Annotated in this window: 15 protein-coding genes and 1 tRNA gene; 1 reads left to right on the forward strand and 15 read right to left on the reverse strand. The window is 38.9% G+C overall.

Annotation, left to right across the window (positions count from 1 at the left end; genetic code table 11):
• Positions 1-3 precede the first annotated feature (3 nt).
• The 15 genes from JXQ92_RS08690 to tsaD all read right to left on the reverse strand — a co-directional run bounded on the left by JXQ92_RS08690 (position 4) and on the right by tsaD (position 15896).
• Entirely contained in the window at positions 4-1038 is a 1035-nt protein-coding gene (locus tag JXQ92_RS08690) for a cytochrome c oxidase subunit II (RefSeq protein ID WP_421986211.1), read from the reverse strand.
• Positions 1039-1059: 21 nt separating this feature from the next.
• Complete coding sequence (locus tag JXQ92_RS08695) at positions 1060-2481, reverse strand: quinol:cytochrome C oxidoreductase (protein ID WP_421986212.1); 1422 nt, start codon at positions 2479-2481, stop codon at positions 1060-1062.
• Positions 2482-2499: 18 nt separating this feature from the next.
• Positions 2500-3171, reverse strand: coding sequence for a c-type cytochrome (locus JXQ92_RS08700; RefSeq protein WP_421986213.1), 672 nt, complete (start codon positions 3169-3171; stop codon positions 2500-2502).
• On the reverse strand, positions 3149-3682 hold the full coding sequence (locus tag JXQ92_RS08705) for a DUF3341 domain-containing protein (RefSeq protein ID WP_421986214.1): 534 nt from the start codon (positions 3680-3682) through the stop codon (positions 3149-3151). Before JXQ92_RS08705 ends, JXQ92_RS08700 begins: the two co-directional genes overlap by 23 nt.
• Positions 3683-3684: 2 nt before the next feature.
• Positions 3685-5049 (reverse strand): NrfD/PsrC family molybdoenzyme membrane anchor subunit, encoded by a 1365-nt coding sequence (gene nrfD / locus JXQ92_RS08710; protein WP_421986215.1) that lies wholly within the window; start codon positions 5047-5049, stop codon positions 3685-3687.
• 19 nt (positions 5050-5068) lie between these two features.
• Positions 5069-8173 (reverse strand): TAT-variant-translocated molybdopterin oxidoreductase, encoded by a 3105-nt coding sequence (locus JXQ92_RS08715; RefSeq protein ID WP_421986216.1) that lies wholly within the window; start codon positions 8171-8173, stop codon positions 5069-5071.
• Between the two features lie 29 nt (positions 8174-8202).
• Complete coding sequence (locus JXQ92_RS08720) at positions 8203-9447, reverse strand: cytochrome c3 family protein (protein WP_421986217.1); 1245 nt, start codon at positions 9445-9447, stop codon at positions 8203-8205.
• 504 nt (positions 9448-9951) lie between these two features.
• Positions 9952-10022: transfer RNA gene (locus JXQ92_RS08725), tRNA-Cys, on the reverse strand.
• Between the two features lie 115 nt (positions 10023-10137).
• Positions 10138-12258, reverse strand: a complete 2121-nt coding sequence (gene rpsA / locus JXQ92_RS08730; RefSeq protein WP_421986218.1) for a 30S ribosomal protein S1 — start codon at positions 12256-12258, stop codon at positions 10138-10140.
• Positions 12259-12426: 168 nt separating this feature from the next.
• Positions 12427-12924: an HNH endonuclease gene (locus tag JXQ92_RS08735; RefSeq protein ID WP_421986219.1), complete on the reverse strand. Its 498-nt coding sequence runs from the start codon at positions 12922-12924 to the stop codon at positions 12427-12429.
• Positions 12925-12932: 8 nt separating this feature from the next.
• A complete protein-coding gene (locus JXQ92_RS08740; RefSeq protein ID WP_421986220.1) occupies positions 12933-13721 on the reverse strand; it encodes an NlpC/P60 family protein in 789 nt (262 codons plus the stop codon).
• A 1-nt stretch (position 13722) separates the two neighbouring features.
• A complete protein-coding gene (gene smpB, locus JXQ92_RS08745; protein ID WP_421986221.1) occupies positions 13723-14190 on the reverse strand; it encodes an SsrA-binding protein SmpB in 468 nt (155 codons plus the stop codon).
• A gap of 3 nt (positions 14191-14193) precedes the next feature.
• Positions 14194-14586, reverse strand: a complete 393-nt coding sequence (locus JXQ92_RS08750) for a thioesterase family protein (protein ID WP_421986222.1) — start codon at positions 14584-14586, stop codon at positions 14194-14196.
• Between the two features lie 6 nt (positions 14587-14592).
• Positions 14593-14883 (reverse strand): hypothetical protein, encoded by a 291-nt coding sequence (locus JXQ92_RS08755; RefSeq protein ID WP_421986223.1) that lies wholly within the window; start codon positions 14881-14883, stop codon positions 14593-14595.
• On the reverse strand, positions 14883-15896 hold the full coding sequence (tsaD, locus tag JXQ92_RS08760; RefSeq protein ID WP_421986224.1) for a tRNA (adenosine(37)-N6)-threonylcarbamoyltransferase complex transferase subunit TsaD: 1014 nt from the start codon (positions 15894-15896) through the stop codon (positions 14883-14885). Before tsaD ends, JXQ92_RS08755 begins: the two co-directional genes overlap by 1 nt.
• Between tsaD and JXQ92_RS08765 the strand changes: the two genes are divergently transcribed.
• The gene (locus tag JXQ92_RS08765) at positions 15896-20440 is read left to right on the forward strand and encodes a translocation/assembly module TamB domain-containing protein (RefSeq protein ID WP_421986225.1); all 4545 of its coding nucleotides are present in this window, start codon (positions 15896-15898) and stop codon (positions 20438-20440) included. The two genes, tsaD and JXQ92_RS08765, sit on opposite strands and share 1 nt — an antisense overlap.
• Positions 20441-20479 lie beyond the last annotated feature (39 nt).

The raw sequence follows: 20479 nt of genomic DNA on the forward strand, positions 1-20479 counted from the left end.
TTTTTATTCGTTTATTCCTGTTGTTACTAATGCCAATTCTTTCAAATCTTCTGGCACTTGACTCATGTATTCTGGATGTTTAGAAAGCCATGACGCTTGGTCTGCTTTCCACTCACGATATTCTTCTGGCTCTAACACCAATACATTCTTCTTCATGGCAAAATGACCTTTACCACAAATCTCCGTACATGCTAATTCGTAGTTGAATTCAGGGTTACCTTCTTCTACTCTCATTTCTGCTGTAGTCTTATTGGCTACAAACCAAAATTGAGTTGGCATTCCAGGCACTGCATCCATTTTAACTCTCATGTGAGGAATAAATACACTGTGCAATACGTCTCTAGCTCTAATCTTCAGTAAAACTGGCTCTCCTTTTGGAATTACTAGCGTTATAGAATTAAAGTCATCGAAATTCGATCTATCGGTTAAATCTTGACCGTGTGCATTTACTGCATCAATCAATCGATAGTCATAATCTCCCACTTGGTTGTCTGTTCCACCATATCTTAAAGACCATTGGAACTGATACCCCATAATTTCAATTTGCTCAGCATCTTCAGGTGCTTCACTCATGATACCATCCCAGGCCATCCATCCAGATATAACTAACCATGTTAAAACAATAGCAGGTACACCTGTCCAAATCACCTCTAATTTGTTGTTATGAGGGTAAAATTCAGCTTTTCTATTCTCAGAGTATCTGTACTTATAAGAGAATACGAAAAGTAAAATATTTGTAATTGCGAAAACGATACCGGTTACCCACATCGTTCTCCAGAATAATTTATCAGTTAACTCACCATGCTCTGATGCTACTGGAGGGTCGTAAGCATCGAAATTAGCATATGAATACCACGCCGAAAGCCCAAAGAACATTACCATGAACACAATCATCATGACTGCATTCGCATTGTTACTTCCGGTTACAACTTTATCTCCTGTTCCCTTTACGATGTCGAACAATCTACTGATCCTGAAGATCACTAGTAGAATAGCGACAACTAAGAAAACCGCAAGTGCTATATAGAAAACGAACATAATGTTATTTAATCTATGTTTTTAAATGTGGTGATGTTTTGCTTCTTCCAACATTGGGTGATTCTTAGGCACAAGTGCATAAGATGCTAGAGCCTTCATTACAACAAAGAGGAATGCTGCTCCAAACATTAGATACATTCCGATTTCAGTTAATCCGAATGAACCAGACTCACCCAGTGTACCTGGAGTAATCATTAAGTAGAAATCTACCCAGTGACCAAGAATGATCACAATACAGGCAATTTTCAAGAATACGTTCAATCTCTTCGCATCTCTTGTAATCAAGCATAAGAATGGGAAGAAGAAATTCATTATTAAGTTCACAAAGAACACAGTTGAATACTTGTCGTTCATCATTCGTTCAACAAAGTATACTGACTCTTCAGGGATGTTTGCGTAGTAAATCAGTAAGAACTGCGAGAACCAGATATAAGTCCAGAAAATACTAAATGCGAATACGAATTTTCCTAAATCATGTAAGTGATTTGAAGTAACCTGTGTCATGTAACCAGCTTCCTTCAAAAGCACGGTAATTAATGTGATTAAAGCTAATCCTGCTACAAACCAACTGGCAAATACATACCAACCAAACATGGTTGAGAACCAGTGAACATCAATTGACATTACCCAATCCCAAGCGGATATTGATGACGATACGGCAAATACTAACAAGAAGGCTACAGAGTATCTTCTCATTTTGTACCAGTAAGAATTGCCTCCTAGCTGATCTTCTAAATTTGATAAATCTTTTAGTTTCTTGAATAAGAAATACCAAGCTCCAAAGAACACTACCATTCTAAGAATAAAGAATACAGGGAAACTTCCTCCTTCTAATGGAAGATAAAAGAAACCACTTTTACCCGCTATTAGCGCATCAAAATGGGTATTGATTGATCCGTCTTCTAAGAACTCAGGATATAAATCGGCGTGAGTCCAATGGAAAATATCATGACTAAATAATAAGAATGTAACTATCATGAGAATGCCTGCTGGAAGAATCCAGTGAGCCATTGATAATGGTATTCTAATGATATAAGCAGACCAACCCGCTTGAGCGGCATATTGTATGGCAAAGAAGAACAATCCAATTAAGGCAAGTCCTGTAAAGTAAATATTGTTAATCCAAAGGTCAATTTTCACTCTATCAAACCAGCCCTTCTCATGTCCACCTTCTTCGTGATCTACTTCATGGCCACCATCGTTGCCATGACTGGCTTCCGTACCATGATCATTTTCACTTTGTTCATGATGAACTTCTTCTTTGGCTTCGTGTCCATTTCCATGATCTTCAGCACTAGCTAGTTCTGTATGATCTCCTTCTGCCTCTTCATGTCCACCGCTTGGTAGTATAGCTCCTACTGTCAACAGAACAGCGCCTACTATAAAAGCAATAACTAGCTTCCTTTTAAGTCCACCGTTAAAATCAAATACTTCTTTCGACATCTTTCTACTATTTAACTGTTACTGTTGCTGTAATTCTTTAACATACCTAGCGATTTTCCATCGCTTCTCTTGGCTAATCTGAGATGCATGAGGTCTCATACGTCCATAACCATGTGTAATTACATAAAAGACATGTCCTTGAGACAAATCTCTTTTTGCCGCTGAGTTGTAAGCCGGTACACCTAAGTATACTTCTCCAACTTTAGCATCGGTTCCTTCAGCATCTGATCCTTGCCCTTTTGATCCATGACAATGATCACAGTATACGCTATATAATCTCTTTCCTTCCGCCACAATCTCAGGCGTTTCAGGTAGTGGATTTATAACTTCTGCTGCTTTAACTAAATCAACTTTTTCAAGTCTATATGGCAACATACCATTAGCAGTTCTTCTAACTGTCCCTTCTACTGGTTGTCTTACATTTTGTCTATAAGGATTGTTCGGATTAGAGTTATAAAATTCTCCTTTTTCATCCTCTCTATTACTTAACCATTCTCCTCTGTCTTCATCAACAATTTGAGTCAATGGCTCGTAAGGTACAGAGTGATACATCTGTGGGGCATATTCCAAACCAGGGTTATCTCCTTTGGCCGTACATGCAGAAATTAAGACTACAAGTACAAGTGGAACTAAAGCTTTTAATTTATGGATCATATCTATCTTAAGCTTATTCTTCAACTTTCTTTTCATTGACTTCAACAGCACCTGATTCTTTCAGTGCGCTTTCAATCTGAACCGCGTCCATAGCTTTGTTCTTTGCAAGATCAATGGCTAAAACGTGTTTGTCATCAGTGATTCTGATATCTAATAATTTAGGGTCTTTCCAAGGCTTCAAATCGCTTGAAACTAGGAAAGTACCTACCATACCGAATGCTGCTAGTAATACTGTTAATTCAAAAGTTACAGGCACAAAATCTGGTAAAGCAACGTGATTCTTTCCACCAATAATCATCGGCCAGTCAATACCTAACATCCAGATCTGCATGGTTAAGGCAAGCGTAGTACCTAACATACCAAACATAAATGCGGCGATTGGTAATCGAGATTTTTTATATCCTAGTTCATCATCTAACCCGTGAACAGGAAAAGGTGAATAAACTTCGTGAATCTTTAATCCAGCTGCACGAATCTTTCTTACCGAATCGAGTAATACATCCTCGTCATCGTAGACGCCAATAATAAAATCTTTAGAGTCACTCATGATTAAGCAGGTTGTTTTTCAGAAGATGATTTAACAATACTTTTAACCTCAGCCATGTTGATTACTGGGAAGAACTTCGCGAATAGGAAGAACAGCGTAAAGAACAAGCCGAAAGTGAATAGGTAAACACCCATGTCGTAAATAGTTGGGTAGAACATAGCCCACGACGATGGTAAGTAATCTCTATGAAGAGATGTAACAATAATTACGAATCGTTCGAACCACATACCAATGTTTACAATAATTGATATGATGAACGTAGCCGCAATACTTGTTCGAATTTTCTTAGACCAGAACAGTTGTGGTGAAATCACATTACAAGTCATCATAGACCAGTATGCCCACCAGTAAGGACCATTCATTCTGTTATAGAATGCATATTGTTCTGCAGGAACACCAGAATACCAAGAGATAAAGAACTCGGTGATATAAGCGATACCTACAATCGAACCAGTCACCATAATTACGATGTTCATCAGTTCTATATGCTCTATTGTAATGTAATCTTGAAGTTTAAACACCGCTCTTGTTACAAGCATAAGTGTTAATACCATTGCGAAACCAGAGAAAATCGCACCTGCAACGAAGTAAGGTGGGAAAATCGTAGTATGCCATCCTGGTATTACGGAAGTAGCAAAGTCAAAAGATACAATGGTGTGTACTGAAAGTACTAGTGGTGTTGCAAGTCCTGCAAGAATCAATGATACTGATTCGTATCTTGACCAAGTCCTAGCAGCCCCATCCCATCCTAATGATAATGCACCGTAAATAGTTTTTCTAAGGCCAACTGCTCTATCTCTAATTGTAGCAAAATCAGGTACTAAACCGAGGTACCAGAATACAAGCGATACAGAGAAATATGTTGAGATGGCAAAAACGTCCCAAAGGAGTGGTGAGTTAAAGTTCACCCAAAGCGAACCGAATGTATTTGGCAATGGCAGTGCCCAATAAGCACCTAACCATGGTCTTCCCATGTGTAGTACAGGGAACATAGCAGCACAAATAACGGCGAAAATTGTCATCGCCTCAGCAGCTCTGTTAATAGCCATTCTCCATTTCTGACGGAAAAGTAGAAGTACCGCTGATATTAGTGTACCAGCGTGACCAATTCCTACCCACCAAACGAAATTGGTGATGTCCCACGCCCATCCTACTGTTTTATTTAGTCCCCACATGCCAATACCTTCCCATAGGGTGGCAGCAACGGCAAGGAAGCCAATAGCAAGGGTAACCACAGAGATACCAAAAGCCATGCCCCATAACTTTGAGGGCTTTGCCTCAACCTGGCGACAGATGTCTTCAGTAACATCATGGACGGTTTTACCGCCTGTGATTAAAGGTTTTCTTACTGACGAAGTAACCTGCATATTCTTCTCGGTTTAAAAATTAAGCTTCAGTTGATTTATCCTTATTTCTAATCTTAGTCATATACCACACATTCGGGCTGACATTGATTTCTTCCAATACGTGATAAGCACGTGCTTCATTCACTTCTCTTTGCGTAGCACCTTCACCATCTTCCTTATCCTTAATCTGAAGTAACTTTGAGATTTGAGAATTAGGATCGTTCAAGTCACCAAAAGTAAGTGCGTCAGATGGACATGCTGATGCACAAGCCATTTGGATCTCGCCATCTTCAGGTCTTCTACCTTCACGTTTTGCGGTCAGTTTACCGGCCTGGATTCTTTGTACACACATTGTACATTTCTCCATAACACCCCTAGCTCTCACTGTAACATCTGGGTTCAATACCATTTTACCCAAATCGTTATTCATCGCTAAGTTTTTGTCAAACTGGCTGTTATCGTGGTATTTGAACCAGTTAAATCTTCTGACTTTGTAAGGACAGTTGTTAGCACAGTATCTTGTACCTATACATCTGTTGTAAGTCATCTGGTTCAAGCCTTCTGAACTGTGAGTAGTCGCTGCAACAGGACATACAGTTTCACAAGGTGCATTATTACAATGCTGACACATCATCGGTTGGAAAGTAACCTCAGGATTTTCAGCTGCTAATTCTAGTTCTTTATTGCTTCCGGTTGGGTTAGCTGCAGAATAGTACCTATCGATTCTAATCCATGCCATTTCCCTTCTGTTCAATACTTCCTCTTTACCAACAACTGGAATGTTATTTTCTGCTTGACAAGCAACTGTACATGCAGAACATCCAGTACAAGAGTTCATATCGATCGTCATCGCCCAGTGGTGATTACTGTACTCGTGACCTGACCAAAGTGTAATTTTAGAAGGCTTTACATATTTGCCTTCTTTATAGATTTTAGGGTGCCATCTACCTGCACCACTATCATTCTTATAGTTTGGAAGAATTGATTCTTGAATCACATTCTCTCTACCCATAAATGTTTGGTGTGTTTGAGTCTGAGCAATTCTATAGCCCTCCCCTGTTGCACTCACACCTACGCCAGCTAATACATCAGTAGTATTTGCCCCATTGAGTTTAGTAATAAAAGGATATGCATTTACGCCTACCTCGTTTCCTACTCTACCAGCTTTTGTTCTTCCATAACCAACTGCAAGGCCTAGGGTACCGTTTGCCTGACCTGGCTGTACTAGGGCAGGAACTTTAACAGTTGTACCATTTACAGTTAGATCAACTAACTGCGTCTCGCCTTCTTTTAAAGTGACACCCATTTCGTTGGCATCAGCAATTGACATGGTCAAGTAATTGTCCCAAGTGGCTTTCGTCACTGGATCAGACATTTCTTGTAACCAAGGGTTGTTAGCCATTGAACCATCACCAATACCCATTTTTTGGTAAAGCGCTAGTTCATAACCTGAACCTGAAGTTTTATAGTTTTGACTAATACTTGTTGCAGCAACAGTAGCTGCATCAGTATTATATGTGTAATCATTGTTATTTCCTCCTGTTTCAAAAACGCCATCAAATAATGACTTATCCCAGAACATTTGGAAATCAGAAGTATCCGACTGCTTAGTAAAGAAGTTTTCTCTCCAGTTATTCTGTAGGTAGGTATAATACTCTACATCTTGACCTGCCCACTTTAAGAAAGTTTCAGGTGCCTGTCTTGTTTTAAAAATTGGCGCAATTGTCGGTTGGATAAGACTGTAATGTCCTGCTCTCAATTCAACATCGTTCCATTGCTCTAAATAATGGTGGTCTGGAGCAATATATTGTACAGCAGATGCCGTCTCATCCATTCTGTCAGAAGTAGAAACAGTCAGACTCACTTTAGAAAGTGAAGCCGCTATAGCACTTGCATCAGCAGAATCGTAAAGTGGATTACAATTGAAGAAAATCACAGCAGAAACAGATCCACCATTCATTTCTTTCACTAGGGCACTCATTTCTTGATCATTACCTTGACGGTAGTGAACTGGTGCATTAGGGTTAATTGTAGTACCATAATTTCCTAGCATGGCGTTTATACCATTTACTAGTACTTGAACCATTGGATCATTAGACCCGCAAACAACAAGTGATTTTCCTTTATTAGCCCAAAGCTCATTAATCGCTTTTGAAGCGTGATCTACAGATGCACCACCGCTAACTTTAGCCTGACCTGCTTTTGCAGCTATTCCATTATACATGGCAGCTACCAATGGTCCTACTTGAGAAGGCTTAATTGGCGTTCTATAATCAGCATTCGAACCAGTTAATGATAAGTTCGATTCGAACTGAAAGTGACGAGACATCTCTTTGTGATGATCGTTGATCTTTCTAGTCTTGCTGTATTGTTTAGTGAATTCGATTGGAGAAATCCATGTACCTAAGAAATCAGCCCCAACACTTACTATGGTATGTGCTTTACTGAAATCATAAGAAGGAATCATGGCTTCACCGAAAGACCTTCTATTTCCTTCAGTTATTCCATATGCAGAAGCAGCATCATATGTTACATGCTTTGCCGTCGGGAATTTTGCAGCAAATTCTCCTACCGCTCTCTTAGTAGTAGGGCTTAATACTGACTGACTGATTATTCTAATTTGACCTCCTTTAGCAGCAATTGAATTTAGCTGAGCAGAAACTTCTTTATCTACTAATTCCCAAGATGCCTCAGCGCCGTCTTTCATCGGGCCAACAAGTCGTTCTTTATCATATAAGGATAATACTGACGCTTCCACTTGAGCATTAGTACCTCCTTGTCCGATTGTACTGTACTTGTTTCCTTCTATTTTAATAGGTCGACCTTCACGCGTCTTTACCACAATACTTACCGCATCGCCACCATTTATATAGGTAGATGCGTAGTAATTAGGTACAGATGGATCAACATCAACTGGCTTATTTAAATAAGGAATAGCTTTTCTTACAGGTGCTTCACAAGAAGCTAAAGAAACGGCAGCTATACCAAAGCCCATTAATTTTAGAAAGTCTCTACGGTTGCTGTTACCACTTTCGTCGCTAACAGGAAGGTATTCTGGAAATTCACCTTCGTTCTTTTTAACAAACTCAGTATCGTTTGTTAATTGTTCTAATCCTTTCCAGTATGTTTTTTGATTTTCTTTCATTGTATATCAATCAGAAATCGTCAATTCAATTAATAGTGGCACTTAGCACATTCCAAACCACCAATATCCGCCACTTTCATAGGCGTATTCGTACTCTTATTGTGGAGTTCTACTAACCTATTATAGTAACCATTGCCTTTGGCATTTACATCTGTATTTCTATGACAGTCGATACACCAGCCCATCGTTAAAGGGGCATGTTGTTTCACAACGGCCATTTCTTGTATTTCACCATGACATGTCTGGCAATCAATTTGTCCAACCTTCACGTGCTGAGAGTGATTGAAATAAGCCAAGTCAGGAAGGTTGTGTACCCTTACCCATTCTATTGGTTGTCCTGTTTCTTGGGCAGTGTAAAGTTTTTGAATCTCAGGTGAATCTTTTTTGATCTCACCATGACAGTTCATACAGATATTAACAGAAGGAATATTGGCTGATTTACCAATTTCAACTCCTGTATGACAATACTGACAATCGATCTCGTATTGTCCTGCATGAAGTTTGTGAGAGAATGCAATAGGTTGCTCTGGAGCATATCCTTGCTGAACTCCTACCGTGTAAAGTCCGTCAATTACGTTTTTAGCGGCTAGAACAATTACCAAGAAGGTAATAATACCAATTACAGCTGGGCTTTTGAAAAATGCAGAAAGACTGAATTTCTCGTTAGCAATAGCTTCATCATCTTCAGAAAGGTTTTCCTTATCCTGAATGTACTTTCTCATCAATTTGACGATGAGTCCTAAAACACCCAAAATAAGCACTAAAACCACAATCAGTACGATAATGATGATTTGTAGATACGCTGAAGGTACCCCGCCAGCATTTTCTGCTGTTCCACCCTCTCCTGGAGTTGCTACAACGGCTGGTACTTCTGGATTTTCTTCGAGATCTCTAACATAGGCAAGAATTGCCATGATTTGATCATCGTTTAAATCGAAAGCCGCCATAGCTGATGGCTTATACTCGTCCCACAAAGCTACTGCTTGTGGATCTCCGTTTTCGATCATTACTTGAGAGTTCTTAATCCAAGAATTAATCCACTCAATTTCACGACGATCATAAATTCCTGCTAGTGCTGGGCCAACCTTTTTCTTGTCTACTGCATGACAAGTGTTACAGGTGTACTCACTAAACAAACTTTTACCAAGTTTGATAGTGGCTTCATCAGTTGGAACAGCGTCTCTTTGGGCATATAAATTTGTCCCAGAAAAAACAAAACAGCATACCAGTAAGCATGCTGTCGCAAATCGGACAATGGTTGTTTTCGCTACCATGTAAAATACATTTTTAATCACAGACCTACTTCAGGTTGAAAATCTTGCCTCAAAGGTAATATCGAAGGGTCGTAATTCAAACTAAATACCAACACCATTTTAAGGAAAATAATGGCTTATTACTCAATTTTAAGGAACTGAAATTCAATATGTTGCAATCGTTTTATAGGCTCATTCACTTATTTAGAATTAATATAAATAACACTTCTTTTATACTTGCTCGCAACCTTTTTGAAAATGACGACGGCATGGAAAAATCCAAACTAATTTTATCAATTTTTAGGGGCTGAGAAAAACAAGCATTCAACAAAAAATGTTTTAAAAAATTCTCAAATTATTTTTCACATGACAGGAACTCGAATCCAGCTGAAACCCCATGCCTTTTAACTTGATCCAATACGTTTCATATCCTTCAAAATCAAAAAAGAAAAAGAGTATTATATTTTACTTCAAACAACGCGATTTCGAGCATAAAAAAAGGAACCCAAATGGGTTCCTTTTCTGAGGCGTCGAGCGGATTCGAACCGCTGTACAAGCTTTTGCAGAGCTCTGCCTAGCCACTCGGCCACAACGCCTTATTTATTTAGTGCAAAGCTATTAATAATCGTAAAACGCACCAATTTTTAAACGATTATGTCAATTAAAAAAGCATCCCGAATAAAATCCGGGATGCCTATTAATTATCTATAACTACTCTTCAGTAGCTGCTTCTTCAGCTGGGGCTTCAGGTTCAGCTTTCGCTGCTTTCTTAGCTTTTGCTTTTGGCTTTTCTACAACTTCCGCTTCTGCTTCTGCTTCTGGTGCTGTTTCTTCAACAGTCACTTTCTTCTTGTCAGCAGCTTTCTTTGCATTTGCTTTCTTGGTGTTATCTTCCATTTCAGCTTTCAATGCAGAAAGTGCATCAAGATCACCTAAAGTAGAACCGCTATCATCATTCTTGATTTGGCTTCCTTTAGACTTACCAGAACCTCCACCAGATTTAGGTCTCCTTGTGCTGCTCGCGCTTGGAGTACCAATCTTTTCAGTAGGTGCAGTATGCGTGTAAGTATGAGACATTACGATTCTCTTATCATCCTTAGAGAATTCAACAACTACAAAATCAAGCGTTTCACCAACTTCTACATTAGAACCGTCAGCTTTCTTCAAGTTCTTGTTAGTTGCTAGTCCTTCAAGACCGTAAGGAAGCTCTAGTGTAGCGCCTTTATCGTTCTTAGAGATAACTGTCGTTTTGTGCGATGAACCAGGCGTAAATACTGTTTCGAAAGTATCCCACGGATTCTCTTCCAACTGCTTATGTCCTAGTGCTAGTCTTTTGTTGTCGATGTCTAATTCTAATACTTGAACTTCAAGCTCATCTCCTACTTTAACGAATTCAGATGGATGCTTGATTTTCTTAGTCCAAGAAAGATCAGAAACGTGTACAAGACCGTCGATACCTTCTTCAAGCTCGATGAATAAACCAAAGTTTGTTAGGTTTCTAACAATTCCAGTGTGGTTTGTACCTACACCGTACTTAGTCAATACATCTTGCTTAGTCCAAGGATCTTCAGCTAATTGCTTAATACCAAGAGACATTTTTCTTTCGTCTCTATCTAGTGTCAATACAACTGCTTCAAGCTTGTCTCCTACAGAAATAAAATCCTGAGGATTTCTTAGGTGCTGAGACCAAGACATTTCAGAAACGTGGATCAATCCTTCTACACCAGGGTGTAACTCAAGGAAAGCACCGTAATCTGCCACATTTACTATAGAACCTTCAACTTTAGATCCTACTTCAATCTTAGCATCAAGTTTATCCCATGGGTGCTCAGTCAATTGCTTCATACCCAATGAAATTCTCTTCTTGTTGTCGTCAAAATCAAGAACAACAACATTAACTTTCTCGTCAAGGTTAAGCACCTCAGCCGGATCGTTAATTCTACCCCAAGAAATATCAGTGATGTGCAATAAGCCATCAACACCTCCAAGATCGATGAATACACCGAAGTTCGTCATGTTCTTGATAACACCCTCAAGTACTTGACCTTTTTCAAGGTTCTTAAGGATAAGTGCTTTTTGCTGTTCTAGATCTTTCTCGATCAATACTTTGTGTGATACAACAACGTTGTCGTTAGTGTAGTTGATTTTCACAACTTTCACTTCCATTTTCTTACCTACAAATACATCAAAGTCTCTGATTGGCTTCACATCAATTTGTGAACCTGGTAAGAATGACTCAACGCCATATACATCAACGATAAGTCCACCTTTAGTTCTTCTTTTAACAAAACCTTCGATAACCTTATCATTTTCGCTAGCATCTTGGATAAGCTCCCAAGCACGAACGATTTTTGCTTTTCTTCTAGAAAGAACTAATTGTCCTTGCGCGTTTTCTTGCTCTTCAATGTATACTTCAATCTGATCACCAACTTTTAAGTCTGGTGTATCTCTGAATTCTGAAGAACTTACTAAACCATCAGACTTATAGCCAATGTTCAATACAATATCTCTAGGAGTAATCGATACAACAGTACCATGAATCACCTTCTTTTCTTCGATGGTATTCAGCGTATCTCCGTAAAGTGCTTCTAAATCTTCTTTCTCTTTGCTAGAGTAGCCTTCTCCAAACCCACCAGTTTCGAAAGCATCCCAATCAAAATCATCCTGAACTGGCTCAGCTTTTTTAGCTTTAGCCTTAGGTGCTTTTTTTGGTTCTACTACTACTACTTCGGGAGTCGCTTCAACTTTCTCTTCAGTGGCGGGTGCCTCTGGAGTTGACTGTGCTGCTACAGTTTCTTCTGCTTGCTCAGTCGCTTTTGTTTCTTCTGACATGATATTCTTGCTCTGTATTTACTTCCACAACTTCCAGAGCTAACGGTTGTGAAAATTTTATTGAAATTTCTTCTCTAAGGATAGAAAAGCCGCCTCACTCGAAACGGACTGCAAAGGTAAGAATTTATTTTTTAAAAGAATACACAGCATTTAGAATTAAACGCTGAATTAATTGAGGCTTAAATACTGCAACCAATCCTCTGAAGTAAAGCCACTGAAATTCCTGACGAACATAATGTAAGAAGGTTTAAATGGTTTTTGAGCTAAAGGCATTTTGGCCTCTTCTGGGGTTTTACTTCCCTTTAGTGAGTTACACTTTTTACATGCTGTCGCTAAATTTGTCCAAGTTGTTGAGCCACCTCTAGATTTCGGTAAAACATGGTCTAAGGTTAGGTCATTTTTATCGCCACAATACAAACAACTGTTACCGTCTCTTTTAAAGAGGTTTTGCCTTGTTAGCATTACACCTTTAAAAGGTATGAAGATATATTTCTGTAAACGTATTACTGATGGCGCAGGGTAAGATCGGCCTACGGTTCTTAATTTACCATCTGGGTCTTCATGAACCAATTCGGCTTTATCTAAGTATATCAGTAAGAAAGCACGCTCTGAGGAACAAACGGATATTGGGCTATAATCTTGGTTTAGCACTAATACCCTTCTCATATCCTGCTTTATTTTATTATCCGTTTCACCTTAAACAAATGATGGGTGTAAACTCCTTCACTTTCATTGAAAATTCCCTTATGATCAAGTCTATCTATTCTGACTTTTCCTGAGGCATGAATAATTTCACCGCCTTCTAAAATCAAACCAACGTGATTCATTTTTCCATTTTTATTAGTGAAGAAGGCTAAATCTCCAGCGCCAGATTCTTCTAAACTTATTTCGTGACCTTTTAAAATTTGTTCAGACGAATCTCTCGCAAGTCGATAACCTGACACGCGAAAAACGACTTGTGTAAACCCTGAGCAATCAATTCCGAAAGGAGATCTCCCTCCCCATAGATAAGGTGTATTTAAATATTTCTTGGCAAGCGCCACTAGCGCGGTCACTTCAATCTTTTGATGGAGACTTTTTGAAGTACCATTGAAGGCTACATTCTCTTCATCTTTGAAAATAGGATTGTTCAAAAGCGGCAAAATTGCACCGCATGTAACGTAACTCAGTTGTTGATTGAACAGTATCTTTTCAATCAAATCCGTACAAATCTTGTACTCGCTGCTATCTATTTGATTGAAATAAGCCTCGGAAATAGCATGGTGCTGTTTTTTGTCTATCCAGCCTTCATAGCTATCAAACGCATTCTTGATTTTTATCCAGTTGCCTTCTTCTGAAACTTCTAACACATGATAGTGTTCTCCGAAAAGCAATTGGGAAGTCATTTCAGCAGCATCAGATGGTTCACCGCGCATTGGCACTAAACTCAACCTTACTACCCCATAACTCCCTGTTTCTATCATATTAAAATCTCATCCTTTCCAACTCGCGCTTCACATCCTTCTCTTTAATAGAATCTCGTTTATCATGAAGTTTCTTACCCTTACCTAAAACAATTTCAAGCTTGGCAAACCCCCTATCGGTGATAAACAAACGTGTCGGAATTATCGATAAACCTTTTTCTTTAGACTTCTCACTTAACTTACTGATCTCTCTCTTATTTAGCAACAGTTTCCGTTCTCTATCACTTTCATGGTTATAATGAGAACCTTGAGCATAAGGCGCTATATGCAATTGTTTTACAAAGAGTTCGTCTTTTCGGAAATAGCAGAAGGCATCTTGCAAATTCACCAAGCTCTCTCTTATAGATTTTATCTCCGAGCCTCTCAATTGCATGCCGGCTGTATATTTATCTATAAACTCGAACTCGTAGCTCGCTTTTCTATTCTTTATGTTCACGGTTTTTGCAAACCGCGGCTTATCCTTTGCCATCTATCAATCTAAACTAGTAAAAATTTGGTTGATCCTTTCTTTACTCATTATTTTCTGACCGGTCTTTCCTGTAGCGATTAACCGATCCCCAACCTTCACCTCAATTGAGCAAATTAATTCGTTTCTCAACAAGCTTTCAACCTTGGCTTGTATCATTACCGCGTCACCCACAAAGGCAGGAGATTTATGGTCAATTTGAAGCATTGTGCCTACCCCTTCCTCGTTTTCTTGACACATTTCTAACACGAATAACCGACTAGACCATTCTATTTCTCTGGCTAAAACAAATGTACTGCACACAGAATGAACTAAGCCTGTTTCAAACAGTGCTAAATGATCCTCACTGACTTGAAAATCGTGACTTTTAACATCCCCTGAAACAAAAACATCTTTCATTTGAGTCTATGATTTGTCTTCGTTCAATTTATAAAGAAGCCTATCTCTATCTGCTTTGCTTTGCTTCAGATCAGCCGTTAACTTTTTATTCCTTTTAGATAAACGCTCAATTTCTTCGTTCGTCCTCAATTCAAGTTTCTCGGTTGGCGATAGCTTTTTCTTTTGCGTTAGTTCAAACTGTAAGGCTTTTATCTTGGCGTTCCTTTCGGCGATATCACCTTTCAAGTGTCCAATCTCGTCTTTCAGTGCGTTAATATATTTTTTAGCTACAATTAGCTTTTCAAAATCAGTACTCATTATATTTTCATTCTTGGAAGTGCACTTACTGATTGATCTACAAATTCTTTTTTCTCGTACTTAAAATGGGCGGCCATGGCGATCATACCAGCATTATCAGTGCAGTATTCGAAAGCTGGAATAAAAACCTCCCAGCCTTCTTTATCGGCCATTTCTGACAAAGCATTTCTAAGGCCGCTATTCGCAGAGACTCCTCCTGCTATGGCTATTTGATTCACTTTAAACTGTCGTGCGGCCTTTCGAAGTTTTTGTAGAAGCATTTCTACCAGCGCATGCTGAATACTAGCACACAAATCGTTCACGTTATCCTTAATAAAGTTTTCGTCTTTTTTTAGCTCATCCCTTAAAAAGTATAGAATTGACGTTTTTATACCGCTAAAAGAATAGCTCAGTCCTGGCATTTCCGTCTTTGAAAATTGAAACTTCGAAGGATCACCTGTTTTAGCCAATTTATCAACCATAGGGCCACCAGGATACCCCAAACCTAGCATTTTGGCAGCCTTGTCAAATGCCTCACCAACAGCATCATCTTGTGTTTCACCTACAACCTCCATGGTCAAGTGATCCTTCACCAAAACAATCTGAGTGTGCCCTCCGCTTACTGTTAAGCATAAAAAAGGGAACGATGGCTTAGGGTCGTCAATAAAATGCGCGAGAATGTGCGCTTGCATATGGTTTACTTCAATAAGTGGAATATCCAAAGCTAAGGCGGTTGCTTTAGCAAAAGAAGCTCCTACCAGTAAAGCGCCCATAAGTCCTGGCCCTCTCGTAAAAGCAACTGCAGAAAGCTCTTCTTTTGGGATTTCAGCCCCTTTCAATGCTTCATCTACTACAGGCACAATGTTCTGCTGGTGCGCCCTACTTGCCAATTCTGGAACCACTCCACCATAATTTTCGTGCACCGATTGCGTTGCGATTATATTATTAAGTACTTTGCCATTCACAGCGATTGCTGCAGATGTTTCGTCGCATGAAGATTCTATGGCCAAGATTTTGATATCAGCAGAAGGCATTGAAGGAGAAAATTAAAAGATCGCAAGTTATTAAAAAACGGATTGTTAAATCAATTCTGTGGCTGGTACTGACTCCTTTTATTTTATTAGGCACAGTTGCACTCCTCATTCATTTACCCCCTGTCCAGAATTATCTTACTGATCGTGTCACAACTTATTTAAGCGAAGGCACCGGTTACGATACTGAAATAGACTACATCAACATCAAATGGTTCAATGCTGTTTCGATTGATGGAACGCAGATTTACGACCTAAATGATGTGAAAATGATCGGTATCGACGAGCTCGTATTAACCTTCAAGCTCGAAGATATAATAGGAAAAAGTAACATAAAGACTAAGGACGCTTGGGTAAAAGGTGCTGATGTTAACCTAAGGGATCAAACGACATTGAGACTCAATATAGATGACTGGGTGATAAAACTCTCTCAACTGCTGGCTGGTGATAATACATCTTCAGCTGCAGCCGGTTCATTTACAATTGACCAAATCACTCTTATCGATTCAAAATTTAGTATCTCTGATAAAACAAGAGATAGTGTAAAAACTGGTTTCGATTATAACCATTTTCAATTATTAGACTTAAACGCTGACTTATTAAACCTGAAAGCAGTTGCTGATACATTTCAAATAGATGTAAAACGACTTTCAGCGAGAGACAGTAGTTCTGGTTTCAAGATTGATCAGCTCAAAACGTTCTTCCGAAATTCTTGGAAAGGCATGGCTTTTTACGAATTAGATTTACAAATGGGCAAGTCCAGAATTACAAACGAAGTGGTATTTAACCACGATCGCCCGGGGTTGATGGGCTATTTCGTAGATAGCGTTTACATAGAAGCAAACCTTGACGGCACTATAATCCATAGTGATGAGCTTAGCTATTTTGCTCCAGAGCTGAAAGGATACGATGAATCGGTTAAAATAGATGGCTTTTTTGAAGGTGAAGTTCGAGATTTCTTCTCAAACGAATTCAAGCTAAACTTTGGCGATGGCACCGAACTAGCAGGTGAAATGCAGATTGAAGGTCTTCCTGACCTGAAAGTCTCAGGCTTCGACATTCTATTGAATAACTCCACACTCGTGGCTAAAGACCTGGAAGAATACATCGGTGATCGGGCTTTCGATATTAGTAACAAACTGGGGCAAGTAAGACTCAACGGCAGTTTTACTGGTTTTTTAAACAATTTCGTGGCCGAAGGAAGGTTCGATACCGACATTGGAAGCTTTACTTCTAACACCCAAATTACTGTTGATGCTGATGCACTTCCTACTTACGAAGGTAAACTTGAAACAGAAGACTTCGACCTAGGGGTTTTTACTGGCGATCCTGTATTCCAAAAAATTAATATGACAGGAAATATTGAGGGTTCAGGTTTTACCCTAGAAGACGCCAATTTCACTTTGGGAGCCGACATCCCAAGTATTGGGATTAATGGATATGACTATCAAAATATCGTAATCGAAGAAGGTAAATTCGAACAATCATTTTTCTCTGGAGATTTAGACGTTTCCGATCCAAACTTAACCCTAATTGCTAAAGGGTCAATTGACCTTAGGGATAATAAAAAGATTTTTAATGTTAGGGGAGAGTTAGACACCGCCCAGTTAAAAACACTCAACTTAACCGAAGAAGACATTACCCTAGCCAGTAACTTTTCGCTTGACCTAACTGGTATTAAACTAGACAGCATCATTGGGAGCATCTACTTAAATGATACTTATCTGAAATATGAGGAGAATGACATCGTTTTTGATTCACTCCTATTCAGCTCTCAAAGAAATGACACCGAAAGGGATGTGAGGTTCATTTCTGACCAATTTAATGCCGCATTTATCGGTGAATTTGAATTTACTACACTCCTATCCGAACTCGAAAATATTAATGATCAGTACAAACTCGTTTTTTCTAGCCGAAGAGATGAGGCAATTGCCGTCGCTGAAAAGAACAAAGCATCAGCGTCTAAGTTCAACATCAGGTATGATATCTCTTTAGATAATATTAGCCCTGTATTGCAGCTTTTCGACACATCCATTTACGTTTCCAAAAACGCCTTGATACAAGGTCGTTTCACTAACGACTTAGTCGAAAACTTCACCCTAAATGCGGAAGCTGACTCTGTAAAATGGGCTAACATACGCTTTTTCACTAATAGCATTAACATAAACTCTAACAACCTCAAGGATCTCAATAATGTACTGACACTTGGCCAAATCCAATCCAAACAGCAACGTTATGCCAATACTGCTGAAACTGAAGCGCTGGATTTGATAGCGATTTGGGATGGTCAAAAGATTAATATCGAGCAAAAAATACAGCAGGAAAGCAGCGGCAATAGCACTAACATAAAAGCAGAAGTTGATTTTTATAAGGATAGCACCATACTTTCATTCCAAGAAGCGCAATTAGTTGCGTTAAATGAGGAGTGGAATATCTCTGAAAACAACAGAATACTTTTTGGGGAACGCCGCATTGACATAAAAAACCTAAGCATAACGAATAAGGACCAATCGATTAGTTTTGACGGTGCTGTTGCTGTTACTAAAGACTCGGCAAAAACACTCGGAATCGAGTTTAATGATGTTTCGGTTGCCAATTTGAACACGTTAACGACTAAGAGTTATACTGGTAGTCTCAATGGAAAGCTTCAAGCACAAAACCTCTACTTTAACCCGCTCCTATTTGGCGACGTAGAAGTTTCAGAATTGAAAATCAATAACTTTTTAGTGGGTGACTTAAAGGGAAGCCTTAACTGGAGTGATATCAATAAAAAGTTTGATGTCAATTTTGACGTGGACAGAAATGAAGAAAGAATCATTCATTTAGTAGGAGATTTCTTCCCATCAAAAAAAACAGATCAACTCAACTTAAACTTATCGCTCAACGATGCCAACCTTAGAATTGCCGAACCTTTTATAGAAGATTATGTCAGTGAAATTGGAGGTTTTATGTCAGGCGACTATGCCATTAGCGGCAACTTCAATGCGCCAGTTATGAAAGGAGAAGGATATTTAGAACAGGGAGAAATGAAAGTCAACTACTTGAATACTGACTACAAGTTTGATGGCTTAGTAGAATTTCAGAAAGACTTGATTTTATTATCTGACATAGCGTTTAAAGACGTCGAAGATCATGAAGCAAACTTTAACGGCTCTATCACACATAATGCGTTCAAGAACTTTGCGCTCGATATGTCTGGCGACCTCACTCAATTTCAAGTCCTTAATACTGAACAAGATTTAAGTGAACCTTATTATGGAACCGCTTATGGTACAGGTACCATAAACCTCAATGGAGAAGCTTCCAATTTGACCATTGAAGCTAATGTGAGGACAGATGAAAATACACGACTTATAATACCAATAAGCGAAGGGAGTGATATCACAGATAATCCTGAATACATCACCTTTATCAACCGAACTGACACTACTAAAACAATAGCCATAGATGAAAGTGCTGATGAAGTAAACAAGATCAAAATAGAAGGACTTAAGTTAGACCTAGATATAAATGTTACGCCAGATGCTTATGTAGAAATTATTATTGACCCTAAATCTGGAGATATTTTGAGAGGTAGAAGTAACGGTCAACTTAGGCTGAATATCGACACCCAAGGAGACTTTCAAATGACGGGAGGTCTGGATATTATTGAAGGAGGTTATAATTTTTCCCTTTACAATATTATCACTAAGGAATTTGACATAGAACGACCAAGTTCAATTACTTGGTTTGGCGATCCATACTCGGCCATTATGGACATACAAGCCTCCTATACTCAAAGCACATCGCTTCAACCTATTTTAGAGCAAACCGGACTTACTTCACCCGAATCTGATGGCATAAGCCGTCGCTTTCCTACCAAAATTCTGTTGGGCTTAGAAGGGCCTATGCTTTCACCAAAATTTAATTTCGATATTGACCTTAGCGCAGTTCAGGGAGTTGAAAATCAGGTAGCCATAAATGCATTCAAAAGCATTATACAAAGTGATGAACAAGAGTTAAATAGGCAGGTACTAAGCTTAATCGTTTTAAACAGGTTTTCAGATCAAGGTGGCCTCACTATTGGTGGAAACACTCCAACTCAAAATGTAAGCCAGTTCCTTTCCAATCAGTTCAGTCAATTAATCGCTCAACTTGACGAAAATTTAGAAGTCGACTTGGACCTTGATTTACAAGAATGGGATGAAGAGGCCTTTAATACGTTCCGTCTACGGCTTTCTTACACTTTTTTAGATGGTAGACTCAGAATTACAAGGGAAGGTGGCTTAGTAGGATTTGCCGACGTAAATAACATCGCAGGCGATTTAACCGCTGAATATCTCTTAACCGAGGATGGCAGATATAAGGTTAAAGTATATTCTAGAAATAACTACAACTTGCTTAACAGTGCTATTTCAAACTCATCAACCACTACCACTACCGGTGCTAGCATTACACAAACCACAAGCTTCAATAGCTTAAAAGAGTTCTTTTCTGGCGTCAATAGAAATCGTAAGAAAAAGAAAAAAGGAAATAAAGAAGAAAACAATCAGCCCGGTCCGAACTAATAGCGAGTAAGCGAGTTATTCTTTTGATCCTTAAAATCA

Origin of the sequence: Roseivirga sp., from assembly GCF_049099775.1 — a bacterium.
Taxonomy (GTDB): Bacteria; Bacteroidota; Bacteroidia; order Cytophagales; family Cyclobacteriaceae; genus Roseivirga.